Raw genomic sequence first — 15,268 nt, forward strand, 5'->3', positions numbered from 1 at the left:
GTCTTACTCTCGCTGAGTTGTGGTCAATGTGATGAACTGCGTGAACGCTCTTTTGAGGCAGTTTTATACTGAATCTGGCTGTCAGGGCGGGTTGAAGCAAGAGGCGTTGACTTTCAACGTATTCAAGACGATGGCGGAAAGACGGCTAAAACCGCATCCAAATCTTTCCACGTGGCAAGAAGAGGTTGGAGAGCCTGCCACCGAGCTCCTCATTTAAGAGGGTTTAATTATGTCTTTTAAAAAAACAGAATGTGAATCCTGCTAATTTATCATTGTCTGGAGGGGGAGAGAGAATATTTTCGGTACAAGTATATTAATGATGGTGCCAGCCGTGGGTACCTTGGGGCTACTATTTGCAATTATGATGTGGTTTGGTATTAATAAGTAATGATAACTCTTTATTAATTAAGTTTGTGGTGCGTATCATGAAGTAAAGCCTCTCAACCAGCAGTTGCTACTCAAGAGGCTATCAAATCAAAATGACGCTATCATCAACGTAAGGCTTGAAGAATATTATAGGCGGCTTGGACACGAACAGGGTTAGGGTAGTTTTTATTCGCTAACATGACGATGCCAATATTTTCTTCTGGAATGAAAACAATATAAGCACCAAAGCCATTGGTTGCGCCCGTCTTATGTACCCAAGATGCAGGCATGGCATTCACTGGTGGTACCAACGCCTCAACTTTACGCGGCTTCAAGGCGATATCATTGCCACTGTCAGCCACAACATGCTGCGGATTGATAGGCCAGTTATACATTTCCCATCCTAACCCTTGGAACATTTCACCCGCTTGGAAATAACGTGATTGAGAGGCGGTGATCGCTTTTTTCAGTACATCGTTCCCAGCCGGTAAGCTATTTGGGTTCATATTGGCCTGAAGGAATTTCACCATATCGTGCGAGCTGGATTTCACACCGTAAGCTTCCTCACCCAGCATACCTAATGTGACACGCACTGGCTGGCCATCCTTATATCCCCATGCATAATTTGACTGCATAGCCTCAGGGACAGTAATAAAGGTGTGATCCAGTTTTAATGGGTGAAATACATGCTGAGTCATGTAGTTCTCAAACGTTAACTGACTTCTTTTTACTGCCAACGCACCAAATAATCCAATGCTGGCATTGGAATAATTACGCATCACACCAGGTGCCCATTGCGGCTGCCATTGTTGATAAAATTGCCATAATGTTGTTTGGTCGATAACTGAATCAGGAAGTTGAAGAGGTAAACCGCCCGCCGTGTACGTTGCCAAATGCAACATTTTCACGTCTTTCCACTGATCCCCAGTAAGCTCTGGAGCGTATTTTGTCACCGGATCATTAAGGTTCATGATGCCGGTTTGCGCAGCATATTCCCCCGCGATGCCAGTAAAAGTCTTGCTGACAGAACCCAGTTCGAAGAGGGTATTTTCGGTCACTGGGCGGCCTGTTTTTTTATCGGCGACGCCATAGTTAAAAAACTGTGGTTTTCCGTTATAAAACACCGCGACGGCCATGCCAGGAATATCTTGCTCTTCGACGAGAGGATCAATCGTGTCATTAACGACTGCCGCGACTTGCTTTGGCGTCAGTATTGTTTGTGCCGAAATATAAAGTGGGGTAGCTGCGAACGCGGTAAAGACCAGCGTATTGATGATAGACTTTTTCATTGTTGGGTAATCTTCCATAGAACGATGAGTAATAAGCAGTGTGGCTCCTTCTGCGCGACAAATTCTGCAGTGATTGACTATGGATCACAATCGATTATATTTGGCATTTGCCAATAGAAAAACTAACAGATAATCCTATGGTTCGCCGCTATATACCCCTAAATTCACTACGTGCTTTCGAAGCTGCGGCCAGACAGTTAAGTTTTACTAAGGCTGCTATCGAATTAAATGTCACTCATGCCGCTATCAGCCAGCAGGTCAAAGCGCTAGAGCGACACCTCAATTGCCGCCTCTTTATTCGTATTTCACGGGGGTTAGTCCTCACAACTGAAGGCGAGAACCTATTACCTATTCTTAACGATTCTTTTGATCGTATTGCTGACACATTAGACCGTTTTTCCGCAGGGATCGTACGTGAGAAAGTCAGGGTGGGTGTTGTGGGAACCTTTGCCAACGGTTATCTCTTAGCGCGCTTGCGGGATTTTCAGCATCAGCATCCACATGTTGAATTGGTCCTTTCAACACATAATAACCGTGTCGATGTGGTGGCTGAAGGGCTGGATTACGCGATTCGTTATGGCACTGGTGCTTGGCATGGGACAGAGTCACAATTCTTATGTGATGCGCCACTGTCGCCATTATGTGTACCAGCATTGGCGAGGGACTTACGCCATCCCGCTGATCTCAAAAAGTTTACGTTGCTTCGTTCTTATCGTCGCGATGAGTGGTCGACATGGTTTACCGCCGCAGGGGTCAGTGTCCCTTCTCCTTCTCAGCAAATTATCGTATTTGACTCATCGGTCGGTATGTTAGAAGCCGCACAGGCCGAAATCGGCATCGCGCTGGCCCCACCGTCTATGTTTATGCATTTGCTACGCAGTGAACGCATTATTCAGCCTTTTAGTACGACGGTTAGCTTGGGAGGATATTGGTTGACTCGTCTTCAATCCCGTACTGAAACCGCCGCGATGCAGAGTTTTGCTCAGTGGTTATTTTCTAAGATGAATTCTGAGCGCGTATAATCTCAGTGAGCTTGATGGTGCCCTAACACCGACAGGTTGTTCCTGCATAAAAATAACAAACCCACTCCGGAGCAGAATGGGTTTGTTTATCGATTTATCGCCGCCATTATCCGGTATGTACACCAAACAATTTAGGCAAGAACAGCGAGATGGCTGGAATATAGGTGACTAGCATGAGCACACAGAATAGGGCGAGATAGAATGGGAGCATGGCTTTCACTACCTGCTCTATCTTTTGTTTACTGACAGCACTGGCGACGAAAAGTACCGAACCCACAGGCGGAGTGATCAGGCCAATACCGAGATTAACGAGCATGATCATACCGAAATGAACAGGGTCGATGCCTAGATTGATCGCGACCGGCAGTAACACTGGGGTCAAGATCAGGATCAAGGGTGCCATGTCCATCAAGGTGCCGATCAACAGCAACATGATGTTGATCCACAGTAGGATGACATATTTGTTGTCTGAGATAGAGGTGAAGAACTCGGTGATCCGCGTGGGCAGTTGCATATAGGTCATGATGGCACCGAAACTGGCGGCAAAGCCAATCAGGATCATCACGATAGTGACGGTTTTCACCGTACGGAACATCAGAATAGGCAATTCAGACCATTTGTAGTCACGATAGATGAACATGGTGACGAAGAATGACCACAAACAGGCGATGGCGGCAGATTCAGTCGCGGTAAAGATGCCTGAAAGAATCCCACCCATGATGATGACAACGGTCATCAATCCCCACAACGTATCCACGAAGATTTTCAGCGCTTGGCGGAAGGGAACACGTTCGCCTTTCGGGTAGCCACGTTTATGGGCAAAGCAGACGCACATCACCATGAGTGTCAGGCTCAATAATAAACCTGGCAAGATCCCGGCGATAAACAGTGAGGCGATGGAGACTGTGCCGCCGGTCGCCAGTGAGTATATAACTGAGTTATGGCTAGGCGGGGTCAGTATCGCCTGAACTGAGCCGCTGGCAGTGACCGCTGCGGCAAAATCACGCGGATAACCTTTCTTGTCCATTTCCGGGATCATGACTGAACCGATAGAGGCAGTATCTGCCACGGATGAACCGGAAATCGCGCCAAAGAAGGTCGAGGCCACGATATTAACCAATGACAGGCCACCGCGGATAAAGCCGACAAAAATATAGGCGAAATTCACCAGACGGCGGGCAATTCCCCCTTCCGCCATAATGGCTCCAGCCAGAATAAAGAACGGGATAGCCAACAGCGAAAATTTGTTGACGCCATTGGTTATCTGGATCATGACCGCTTCGAGTGGTAAGTCTATCCAAAAGGCGCCCACGATCGCACTAATGCCAACGGCGTAGGCAACAGGAACGCCAATGGCGAGCATGACACCGAGCGTCATGAGTAAAATAAGTGCATCCATAATACTATCAACTCCTTATGACGACTCAGGAATTACCCAGCATGACCACCGGACGGTGGTTCTGTGGGCCTAAAAAGATACGCTCAATAATGAACAGCAGCGTGATAAATGAGCCTATTGGCAACGGCAGGTAGGTTTCTCCTGCGGTTAAAACAGGAAACTCCGCGACGGGTTGTTCCCACAGTTCTAAGCACAAGTTAGCGCCGTAATAGAGAATGAATAGGCTGATGGCGAGCATCATAAGATTGGTGAGCGCGGAACAAACCTTCTTCATGGGTTCCGAAAGTCGGTCAGTCAACATGCTAACGGCAATGTGAGAGCAAGAGCGATAGCTGACGGCAGCGCCAATGAAGGTAAATGTCACCATGCAGATAATGGCGACAGGCTCTGGCCATGAGAGGCCCGTGTTGAGAATATAACGGGCAAAAATACCCACGGGGATCACGGCGGTCATGACGAGCAAGGCGAAACCGGCCAACCAGATAGAAAAACGGTACAAGAAATCCATGAGCGATAAGTAGGAGCGAGACATAATAATCCCCTAGGTCCTAGTCAGAAAAAGAGAGGTGGAGAACGACGCCTCCACCCCAGACGATTATTGGACCGCTTCGATACGTTGGATCAGATCTTGGTAATTTTTACCAAACTCATCGCGAACGGGTTGGGTGGCTTTATAGAAATAATCGCGATCAATATCTTGAATATTGACGTTACCAGCTTTCATTTTATCCAGAGACTCTTGGTTATAGGCTGCCCACAATTGGCGCTGCTCGGCTTGGGCTTCTTTCGCAAGTTTCAAGATCAATTGTTGGTCTTCTGCAGACAACTTGTTCCACTTGGCTTTAGAGTAGAGAAACACTTCCGGAATAATCATATGGCCAGTAAGGGTGTAGTTTTTGGCGACAGGCATGTAGTTATGCGCGATGTAAGTCGGAGGGTTGTTTTCAGCTCCATCGATAACGCCAGTCTGCATACTGCTGAAGACTTCGCTGACGCCCATACTGATCGCATTCCCGCCCATCGCTTTCAATGTGGCGAGTGCGACTGGGCTGCCTTGAACACGGATTTTCATCCCTTGCAGATCTTCTGGCTTATTGATTGGTTTTTTAGTGATCATGTTGCGGGTGCCGCCATCCATCCAACCCAGGAAGACCATTTTTGACTTGGCGCTGTCGGTAATTTTCTGGCCAATCTCCTGACCGATCTCACCGTCCAGCACCTTATGCATATGATCTTCATCGCGGAAAATATAGGGGAGGGTGAAGACATCAACTTCTGGCAAGATCGCGGCAACCGGTGACATGGAAACGCGGATAATATCGATGGCACCGATTTGCGCCTGTTCTATCTCTTGTTTCTCATCACCTAATACCCCACCGGCGAAGGTTTTAATTTCCAGTCGGCCATCGGTAGCTTGTTTTAATTTTTCACCCATATGCTCAACGGCAACGACGTTTGGGTAACCTGCGGGATGAACATCTGCGGCTTTAATTTGCTGCGCGGCTACAGAAGTATGGCTGATGAATAATGTTGTGGAAGCGAGGCAAAGACTGAGTAGCGTTTTTGATAATTCCATTTGGTGATCTCCAGAAGTGAACTAAAAAACCTGGGGAGGACTCAGTGAATCAAAACACGGTTGGAATATGGCCCAGGTGTTATTTTTATCTGATATGACCCTGCTGTAATGAGCTGGTTTTGAGACATAAACTGAACGCCAGATAAAGCCCAATCTGTATTGAACAGTCTGTTTTTAATAGGTTGCCAAAGATGTCATTGGCGAATCAGATGTAACACAAAGTAACTTATTATACAGCTTTGTAAATTGAGTGATATCACAAAAGTGGAAAGTCGTTTCAGTCTCGGGTAGGTAGATTAACCGTATAGTATTACTTTGTATTTATTTGATAAATATAAGTTATTTATATTGTGAGTGTTATTAAGATCCAATGGCTTGATTATTTTGGTGTGATAACTTTGCGTCGCGTCATACTTTTTCTGCAATTTTAGCGTTACTTCATTTGATTTTATGTGTACCGCTCCCTATTTGGTCTGACAAGACTGCATGTCTTCAGCTAATTCCGTTGATTAAATGGAATTAAGGTTCATTATAAATGGAATATTATTTTATTGGTTGTCACATTTTACGCTTCGAAGAACTGATAATATGCTTTTTGTTATATTTGAAAGTTGATTAAATCGGGCGATAACGGGCTGTTTTTATTGATTAATCTCGGGCTTATTTTTAGCGAAGATTATCATTCTTGAACCCGCTATATCGGTGCGTATAAATTTATCGGCAGCCTCAAACCAAAACGATAAGGAGCTAAAATGGATGTTCGTCAAAGTATCCATAGCGACCATGCTAAAAGTCTTGATACCCAAGGGCTACGCAAAGAGTTTCTGATAGAAACGCTTTTCTGCGCAGATGAGTTCACGATGACCTACAGCCACATTGACCGCATTATCGTGGGTGGTGTCATGCCGGTCACCCAATCTGTCACTATCGGTTGTGACGTTGGGAAACAGCTTGGCGTCAGCTATTTTCTGGAGCGTCGTGAACTGGGGATCATTAATATCGGTGGGGCGGGAACGGTGACGGTTGATGGTACCTGTTACGGGATGGGCCAGCGTGACGGGCTCTATGTCGGTAAAGGCGCTAAAGATGTGGTGTTCGCCAGTACGGATGCCCAGCAACCAGCGCGCTTTTATTATAATTGTGCACCTGCGCATAGGGCATATCCCACTAAGCACGTGACGCCAGCAGAAACTTCTCAGGTGACGTTGGGTGATAACCTCACGAGCAACCGTCGCACCATTAACAAATACTTTATTCCAGACGTGCTAGAAACTTGCCAATTGAGCATGGGGTTGACGGAGCTGGCACCCGGCAATCTCTGGAATACTATGCCATGCCACACACATGAACGGCGTATGGAAGTGTATTTCTATTTTGGTTTAGAAGAAGATAGCTGTGTATTTCATATGATGGGGCAACCTCAAGAAACTCGCCATATTATTGTGCAAAATGAACAAGCGGTGATTTCGCCAAGCTGGTCGATTCATTCTGGAGTGGGTACTCGCGCCTATGCTTTCATTTGGGGCATGGTGGGTGAAAATCAGGTATTTGATGACATGGACCACATTAAAGTGGGCGATCTTCGCTAAAAATGAATAGTGCCCACCGAGTTAATGACGCTGTTTAGATAGCTATTCTAGAGCTAAAACCGAAAAGATAATGCGTATTCGGGAAATGCCATAAAGCCTGAAATAGGTCATATTTCAGGCTTTACTGTATGCCGCCTCAATATCAAAGCCACCGGAAATAAACTTGTCGTCGGAGATAAACTTAAAGATAAAAAGCGGAATGACCAACATCACACTTTAGTGTCGCCATTCTGTGACAGCCATCATGCACAATTTTTGGCTTCTGTAACATTGCTCACACATTACTCGAATACCGCGTTTTCTCCCTCTCTTCCCACCACTCGCCCCGTTTATTTCTCAGGTGAAATGCTTATGCTCATTTCAAGCTTAGAGGGGCAGAAGCATCACACAACAAACTCATGGCCAAATGCCGAATTCTTTGTGGGTCAAGTAATAGCTTAAATGTGTAAGGGTGGTGCTCCCCTGTGGCAGCAAACCACACTTCAAGTTCAGTGATGAACTGGTTCAACTTTTGTAATGAGATCAGTAGCTTCTGTCGCTGTTCAGGGTGTTCGCCATACTTGTGGATCCACAAGCGGAGTGCAAAAGCCTCCGTAATATGACTAAAAGCGCGTGTATACCAAAAAGCACGTTCCCAAGTATCGATAAGGGTCTGTTTGAAGGTATCAGTGAGCGCCATGGCGGGTAATTTCTTGTTCACTTGAGTGCGGAGATATTCAGCCAAGAAACGAGATTTCTGTTTTTCCAGTGCGATGAGTTGCATCTGTTGCTCGCCAACAACTTCATCATCAGGGGGCATCAGTGGCTGGAAAGATTGTGACCAGTTGGCGCTGCGAGTGTCCATATGGAGCAACTGTAGCGCTTGTTCAAAATCAAAAGGTGGCTGGCTATGGCGCTGTAATAAGCGGCCGAGCAAGCTGGAAGTTTTGCAGATCCAGTCATAACTGGAGGTGTAAATGGCAAACAGATCGTCAATTTCCTGTTGCGGCAGGGGGTGCACGCAATGGGGGGCTAACCACTCGGTAAAAATAGCCTGTGACGAGACGGTAGGGGTACGGATTAAGCGCGAGAGGCCGAACAAATTGAGTTCATTGACGGCCCCCAAGAGTGGGTTATTCGGGAGCCACTCCCAGTTGATGCGCGCGGTGATGGCCTCAAGTTCATCGCCTAGATTTTGGCTGGCCCAGTGTAGACGCTTTTGCAGTTCGTCTAATAGGCAACACGGAAGCAGTGCCCAACCATATTCGATGCCCCAAAGGTCGAATTCCACCCACTTACGATAGCCGGATAGGCTGGTCAAGTTAGGGTTGTTAGCAAATCCAGGACGATAGTCCAATTCTGTGGCTTTCATAGAAGCCCGAACATCATGAGGTAAAGCATCTAACGCCATCTTTAATTGCTGGCGGGGCCACTCTTTGTCCTGATAGTCGCGCAAAACTAATTGGCGGCCCTGAAGGCGTAGGTTCTGGTAGAGGCACTGAAGGGCGGTTGCCCACTCGGTTCGGTGGACGGTGGGGGTTGAGAGGGACAGCCGCAACCCGCGTACTGTGGGCAAGTGGCTCAATATTTCTGGCAATGTTTCACCAAAAAATAGGTTAAGAAATGCCGCCTCATTATCGGAATCAGTGGAAAGAAAATATTCAGGAAATTTACGGCGTAACTCGTGGTTATCCGGTGTCGCCTCACCTTGCAGCCATAACTGAAGATGATTTTCTTCGCAATATTGCCCCACTTTTTGCAGATATTGCAGGGCGTTATTTCGAGCCAACAACATGTGTTCGACCGTGGCTCTCGGGCATCGCGGTGAAGGTTTGGCTAATAGGGCCAGCAGTGATTGCTGATGCACGATCAGGCCATTAAAGGGGAGTTTTTTGATATGACGCATCAGGTCGAGAAACACATCCCATTGCCACATAGCGGGCGTGTTTATCTCAATGAACAGCAGCGGTGTCGAGCTACCCATAGTGGTTCTCCTACAAACTGCGTGGGTACGTCATCCAAGTGAACGGATAGTAGAACGGGGGTTGTGGTGAGTCAATCGCAGTCCTGTGAATCAGCGAAAGGAAGGGGAAACGAGTATATGAAGACCTATGCACTGGTCGGCACTGGCGGGCGTTCGGGGATGTATTTGGAGGCCATTGCGACCACCTACCGACAAACAGCACGTCTGGTCGCACTGTGTGATTCGAATCAAACGCGCATGGATTATGCCAATCGCAATCTCGAAAAATGGGGCCATCCAGCGGTCACGACGTGGAAAGCCGCCGATTTTGAACAAATGATTACCCAGCATCGGCCCGATATTGTGATTGTCACCAGCGTGGATCGCACACACGACCGCTACATCATCCGTGCAATGGAATTGGGATGCGACGTTATTACAGAAAAACCCATGACGATTGATGCCGAACGCTGTCTTGCCATTGTGGAGACCGTCGAAAAAACGGGGCGCGATCTGCGTGTCACATTTAACTATCGCTATGCACCCCATCACAGCAAACTGCGCGAGTTAATCCTCAATGGCACGGTGGGTGATATTTTTTCCGTGCACTTTGAATGGCTGCTAAATACTCAACATGGTGCCGACTATTTCCGCCGTTGGCATCGCGATAAACGTAACAGCGGCGGATTGCTGGTGCACAAATCCACCCATCATTTCGATCTCGTCAACTTCTGGCTCGATTCAGTACCCGAATTCGTCTTTGCTCAGGGTGACCTGCGTTTTTATGGCAAGGAAAATGCCGAGAATCGCGGCGTGACAGATTTCTACCCGCGCTGTCACAACGCCCCACATGCCCGCAACGACCCCTTTGCCCTGCATATGGCAGAGCGAGACATGCTCAAGAGTTTGTATCTAGATGCAGAGCACGAAGATGGCTACCTGCGTGATCAAAGCGTTTTTAGCGATGGCATCAGTATCGAAGACACCTTGGCGGTCATGGTGAAGTACCGCAACAAGACCTTATTAACTTACTCCCTGAATGCTTATCAACCTTGGGAGGGATTAAATATTGCCTTCAACGGCAGTAAAGGTCGGCTGGAAATGAAGCTGGTGGAGAACTCCTACGTCAATGGTGGGGGAGAACGCAAAGAAGAAGGCAGCCTGATGGACTGCGAAATTACATGGTATCCGATGTTCGGTGCGCCTGAGCGTATTGCGGTTGAATACGGGCAAGGCGGGCATGGCGGCGGTGATGCCTTGATATTAGCCGAGCTATTTGGCAATCCCGGTCCAGACCCTCTAAAGCGACGTGCAGATAGTCACGCAGGCGCGATGTCCATTCTGACGGGGATCTGCGGCAATTTATCCATGCAACACAATCAACCTATTTTTATCGATCAATTACCCGTCGGCAGAAAACTGTTGTCGCGGCATAACAGGGAGCAATAACCATGGCAAAGGGCGATATTTATCCACTCGAATATCATGAGTATATCGACGAAGATACGGGCTCACGGGTCACTAGGCTGACACCCACCAATGTGATTTGTCATCGTAACTACTTTTATCAAAAGTGTTTTCTGGACGAAGGGCGCTCACTGATTTTCGCCGCAGAATTCGACGGGTTCCGTAATTATTACCGGCTTGAATTGTCCAGCGGGATCGCGACTCAATTGACCGAAGGGGCAGGAGATAACACCTTTGGCGGGTTCCTCTCGCCTGACGAACAGTATCTCTATTACGTCAAAAGTGAACGTAACCTGATGCGCGTGACATTGAAGGACTTGTCAGAGATCTCGGTGTATCAGGTGGCGGATGAGTGGGTCGGCTATGGCACTTGGGTGGCTAACTCTGACTGTACCAAGCTGGTTGGCGTGGAAATCCATCGCGATAGCTGGCGACCGGTCAGTGACTGGACTGTATTCCAACAGTTTTATGAAGAACAGCCACTTTGCCGAGTGATTCGAGTGGATTTGCACAATGGGCACCGCACGACGTTGTTACAGGAAAACCAGTGGCTAGGTCACCCGATATACCGCCCTTATGACGATAATACCGTGGCATTTTGCCATGAGGGGCCACTGGATCGAGTAGAAACCCGCATGTGGCTGATGAATGAAGATGGAAGCCATATTCGTCGGGTTAAACAACCGGCACCAGGGGAAAGTTATACCCATGAATTTTGGGTGCCGGATGGCTCGGCCATGATGTACGTCACCTATGTAAAAGACAGTCCAGTGCGCTATTTATGCCGAGTTTCCCCTGATACGGGTCTGGATGAAAAAATTGTCGCGATGCCGCCTTGTTCACATGTGATGAGCAATCACAATGGGCAATTGGCGGTCGGTGACGGCTCTGGCAAGCCTATCGACATCGTCGACAATGACAAGTATGGCGATGCCACTGACCCTTACCTCTACCTCTTCGATCTGAAGAACCAAAAGAACCACAGGATAGCGAAGCACAGTAGTTCGTGGGCGGTACTCGATGGCGATCGTCAAGTGACTCATCCCCATCCTTCCTTTACACCCGATGAAAAGAGTGTGCTCTTCTCCTCGGATAAAGATGGTCTGCCGGCGTTGTACCTTGCCACTATTCCAGCCTCAATTCTCGACAGTATTCAATAATAATAAGAGGGTTTAGTTATGTTTAAGACACCAGGAATTATTGCTTCAATCTTGTTGTTAGCCACATCCGGCATGGCGCTGGCGGAAGACGTAGAGTTAAGATTTTCATGGTGGGGGGGAAATAGCCGCCATCAAGCGACACTTCAGGCAATAAAAGCATTTGAGCAGCAGTATCCCAATATCAAAGTTCAGGCAGAGTATGCGGGTTGGGAGGGGTATTTATCACGCTTTACTACCCAAATCGCCGGTGGCAAAGAGCCTGATGTTATCCAAACCAACTGGAACTGGCTGCCTATATTCTCCAAGAATGGCTCTGGATTTTATGATTTGCGTCAAGTCGCTAAGACGCTCGATCTGACGCAATATGACCCAGAATCGCTCAATAGCGTGACGGTAAATAACAAACTTAACGGTATTCCGGTCGCCATGACCGCCCGCAGTTTCTATTACAATAAAAAGCTTTGGGAAGAGATGGGGGTTGCTTATCCGCAAAGTTGGGATGAGCTGAAAGCTGCCGGAATCGCGTTTAAAGCCAAAAATAACAATAGCTATCCATTGGTTCTGGACTACATGGAATCACTGACGCTGTTGCACTCTTATATGGCGCAGAAATACAACATTCCTGCTATTGATGAAAAAACAGGAAAATTCAATTACACCGCCGCACAGTGGGAAGAGTTTTTCCAACTTTATAAAGATCTGGTCGACAGCCATGTATTCCCTTCCAAGCGTGTCTTAGCCTCTTATGGAAAAGCGAATACGTGGGAAATGAAGCCATGGATTAATGGCGCGTGGGGTGGCGTTTATATGTGGAATACCAACGCTACCATGTATGAAAATAGTCTACAGCCGCCTTATAACAAGCTGGAACTGGGGCCGTTCTTCATGTTGCCAGGAGCAAAAGATGCGGGCTTATTCTTTAAACCTACCATGATGTTTAGCATTGGCCGCACGACGAAGCATCCGGAAGAAGCCGCTTTATTGGTTAACTTCCTGATGAACGAACCTGAAGGCATCAAAGCGATGGGGCTGGAGAGAGGCGTACCGATCAGTGACAAAGCCTATCAGCAGTTATTGCAGGATGGCACGATTCAGGAAAGCAGTATTGCTGTCGCAGGGCTGAAATCATTTATGGCTCTGCCCCACAATATTCCCACGTCACCTTATTTCGATTACCCGCAGTTTGTCTCTCTTTACCATGAAACAATTCAGAAAATAGACCAAGGAGATTTCACCGTGAAAGAGGCAGCCTCTTTCTTTGCCAAAAATGCCGAACGTATCCTAAAGCGCGCCATGAAATAACCTGCATCGCCCTCAATATAAGCTCCCCCGTGCTATTGCATCGGGGAGCAAGGCTTAGCTATTTATACATGGAATGAGATGATGATTAAATTTAGTGCGACGCTCACCTGCCAGTATGATGCCATTTTTTCCCCTTTCCGCGCTGCGGATTTTTATCAGGGACTTGCTTGGTTGCAAGAGAGCGGCTTTGATGCGGCTGAGCTGTGTATTTCTGATTATAACGATATCGATATTAAGACTATAGCCAAGGCATTAGCAGCGCATGATCTGAAGTGTACGACGATTGCCAGTGGGCAGGCCCGTAAGCGAGACGGTCTGTCATTATTGACGCAAGATCCCGCAGTATTACAGCGTACTCAACAACGTATTTATCGCCATATTGATGCCGCGGCAACACTGGGGTCCTATGTCACCATTGGTTCATTGCGCGCATCCGGATACTCACTCAGTGCCGATAATTACTGCCATTTACTGGCCGAAGGATTAAGCCCTTGTCTCGATTATGCTCAGCGCAGTGGTGTCACCCTCATCATAGAAGCGCTAAATCGCTATGAGGTGGAACATATCAACAGCGCAGCCGAGATGGTGTCTTTCCTTGATTTCATTGGCTCACCGTCTCATGTTGGCATTCTATGGGATGTGTTTCATGCGAATATTGAGGATCAACATTTTGCACAGGCGATCCAACTGATGGGGACTCGGTTACGGCACGTGCATTTTGCCGATTCTAATCGTGCGTTTCCGGGGTACGGCCATCTTTCTTTTGATGATATCTATCGACAACTCCAGTTTTCCGGCTATCAAGGAGCCATCTCATTGGAATGCCTCAACCAGCCATCGTCGCAGGTTGTTATCGATGAATCAGGGCCATTTATTCGGCGATTGCGCCAATTATCATTAGGGGAAAAGTAGGAGAAGAGTAGGTGACCGAGCATCGTCGATCACCTTAATGGAAATGATGTTCTAGACCGCTTGTTTTAAGCGCTCAAACCCTTGTGCCAGATCGGCTTTCAGTTCATCCATATCTTCCAAACCAATCTGCAAACGCAGTGCCCGACCGCCGGGTTGCCACTGCGTTACGGTACGATATTCAGCACAATTAAAAGGAATCACGAGGCTTTCAAACCCTCCCCAAGAGTAGCCCATGGCGAAAATAGACATGTTATCCAACATATTATCAACGCCAGCTTTGGTGTATTCCGGTTGTAAAATAAGAGAGAAAAGGCCAGACGAGCCTTTAAAATCTCGTTGCCAAAATTCATGTCCTGGGCAATCAGGGAGCGCAGGATGCAGGACTTTCAATACTTCCGGGCGGGATTTAAGCCAGTGAGCCATCTCCAGACCGCGCTTTTCGGCCTCTTTCAATCGCAAGTACATCGTCCGTAACCCCCGCAGGGCGAGGAAACAGTCTTCTGCACCTGGCAACATTGCCATCAGATCATAGGTTTCCCGTAATTTAGGCCACCAATCCTCGTTGGCAGAAACCACACCCATGAGTAAATCGGAATGTCCCCCTAAATATTTCGTGCCGGCCTCAACGGAAAGATCACAGCCATGTTCATGGGCGCGGAAAAATATCGGTGTGGCCCAAGTATTATCAATGATGGTCGCGATCCCCTGTCTTTTCGCTAACGCTGTCATCGTTGGGATATCTTGAATTTCAAAACTTTGAGAACCAGGCGATTCCAAAAACAGGGTCGATGTATTCGGGCGGAACAAGGTTTTTATGTCAGCGCCAATTAAAGGGTCATAGTAGGTGGTTTCGATGCCCATTTTGCCCAACATCCCAGCACAAAATAGGCGGGTGGGTTTGTACACACTATCTGGCATGAGCAGGTGATCACCGGCTTTCAGTGTTGTCAGTAATGCCAGCGCAATGGCACCCAGTCCTGATGGTGACAATACGGTTCCTGCTGCACCTGCCAGTTCGCTCCAAGCATTCTCCAGGTTGGCGATTGTCGGCGTTCCCATCGTTCCGTAATTAAATTCGGCTCGGTTATGTTCAATATCGCTAACGGTCGGGAAAATAACCGTTGAACCTCGATAAACGGGGGCGTTAACAAAACCGGCTTGTTTCGCGGGATCTCTGCCGACCTGTGTAATACGGGTGCCCATGCTGAAATCCGAGTTTGGTTTTTTACTCATTGCTAACCTCA

Annotated in this window: 12 protein-coding genes; 6 read left to right on the forward strand and 6 right to left on the reverse strand. The window is 47.6% G+C overall.

The features are described from left to right. Positions 1–491 precede the first annotated feature (491 nt). On the reverse strand, positions 492–1,655 hold the full coding sequence (ampC, locus tag DA391_RS04005; protein WP_072084826.1) for a class C beta-lactamase: 1,164 nt from the start codon (positions 1,653–1,655) through the stop codon (positions 492–494). A 137-nt stretch (positions 1,656–1,792) separates the two neighbouring features. Between ampC and ampR the strand changes: the two genes are divergently transcribed. Beyond that, positions 1,793–2,677, forward strand: a complete 885-nt coding sequence (gene ampR, locus DA391_RS04010; RefSeq protein WP_050083276.1) for a LysR family transcriptional regulator AmpR — start codon at positions 1,793–1,795, stop codon at positions 2,675–2,677. A gap of 106 nt (positions 2,678–2,783) precedes the next feature. Here the strand turns inward: ampR and DA391_RS04015 are convergent, their stop codons facing one another. The 3 genes from DA391_RS04015 to DA391_RS04025 all read right to left on the reverse strand — a co-directional run bounded on the left by DA391_RS04015 (position 2,784) and on the right by DA391_RS04025 (position 5,652). Continuing rightward, on the reverse strand, positions 2,784–4,076 hold the full coding sequence (locus DA391_RS04015) for a TRAP transporter large permease (RefSeq protein ID WP_019211779.1): 1,293 nt from the start codon (positions 4,074–4,076) through the stop codon (positions 2,784–2,786). Between the two features lie 25 nt (positions 4,077–4,101). Beyond that, positions 4,102–4,608, reverse strand: a complete 507-nt coding sequence (locus tag DA391_RS04020) for a TRAP transporter small permease (RefSeq protein WP_019211778.1) — start codon at positions 4,606–4,608, stop codon at positions 4,102–4,104. A 63-nt stretch (positions 4,609–4,671) separates the two neighbouring features. Beyond that, positions 4,672–5,652 (reverse strand): TRAP transporter substrate-binding protein, encoded by a 981-nt coding sequence (locus DA391_RS04025; protein ID WP_050083277.1) that lies wholly within the window; start codon positions 5,650–5,652, stop codon positions 4,672–4,674. Between the two features lie 752 nt (positions 5,653–6,404). Here DA391_RS04025 and kduI point away from each other — a divergent pair. Continuing rightward, entirely contained in the window at positions 6,405–7,241 is an 837-nt protein-coding gene (gene kduI, locus DA391_RS04030) for a 5-dehydro-4-deoxy-D-glucuronate isomerase (RefSeq protein ID WP_108087397.1), read from the forward strand. 355 nt (positions 7,242–7,596) lie between these two features. On the opposite strand, the gene DA391_RS04035 is transcribed toward kduI, so the two are convergent. Next, the gene (locus tag DA391_RS04035; protein WP_050286718.1) at positions 7,597–9,204 is read right to left on the reverse strand and encodes a hypothetical protein; all 1,608 of its coding nucleotides are present in this window, start codon (positions 9,202–9,204) and stop codon (positions 7,597–7,599) included. Between the two features lie 117 nt (positions 9,205–9,321). Between DA391_RS04035 and DA391_RS04040 the strand changes: the two genes are divergently transcribed. From DA391_RS04040 to DA391_RS04055, 4 genes are all read left to right on the forward strand, one after another. Further along, a complete protein-coding gene (locus DA391_RS04040) occupies positions 9,322–10,632 on the forward strand; it encodes a Gfo/Idh/MocA family protein (RefSeq protein WP_019211774.1) in 1,311 nt (436 codons plus the stop codon). A gap of 2 nt (positions 10,633–10,634) precedes the next feature. Continuing rightward, entirely contained in the window at positions 10,635–11,810 is a 1,176-nt protein-coding gene (locus DA391_RS04045) for an oligogalacturonate lyase family protein (protein WP_050083281.1), read from the forward strand. Between the two features lie 18 nt (positions 11,811–11,828). Further along, positions 11,829–13,112 carry an ABC transporter substrate-binding protein gene (locus DA391_RS04050; RefSeq protein ID WP_050286716.1) on the forward strand — a complete coding sequence of 428 codons (1,284 nt, stop codon included), beginning with the start codon at positions 11,829–11,831 and terminating at the stop codon, positions 13,110–13,112. Positions 13,113–13,190: 78 nt separating this feature from the next. Continuing rightward, on the forward strand, positions 13,191–14,024 hold the full coding sequence (locus DA391_RS04055; protein WP_080986322.1) for a sugar phosphate isomerase/epimerase family protein: 834 nt from the start codon (positions 13,191–13,193) through the stop codon (positions 14,022–14,024). A 51-nt stretch (positions 14,025–14,075) separates the two neighbouring features. Here DA391_RS04055 and metC read toward each other — a convergent pair whose 3' ends face one another. After that, positions 14,076–15,257, reverse strand: coding sequence for a cystathionine beta-lyase (gene metC, locus DA391_RS04060; protein ID WP_050083284.1), 1,182 nt, complete (start codon positions 15,255–15,257; stop codon positions 14,076–14,078). Between the last annotated feature and the right edge of the window lie 11 nt (positions 15,258–15,268).

Source organism: Yersinia massiliensis (assembly GCF_003048255.1).
In the GTDB taxonomy this organism is placed as follows: domain Bacteria; phylum Pseudomonadota; class Gammaproteobacteria; order Enterobacterales; family Enterobacteriaceae; genus Yersinia; species Yersinia massiliensis_A.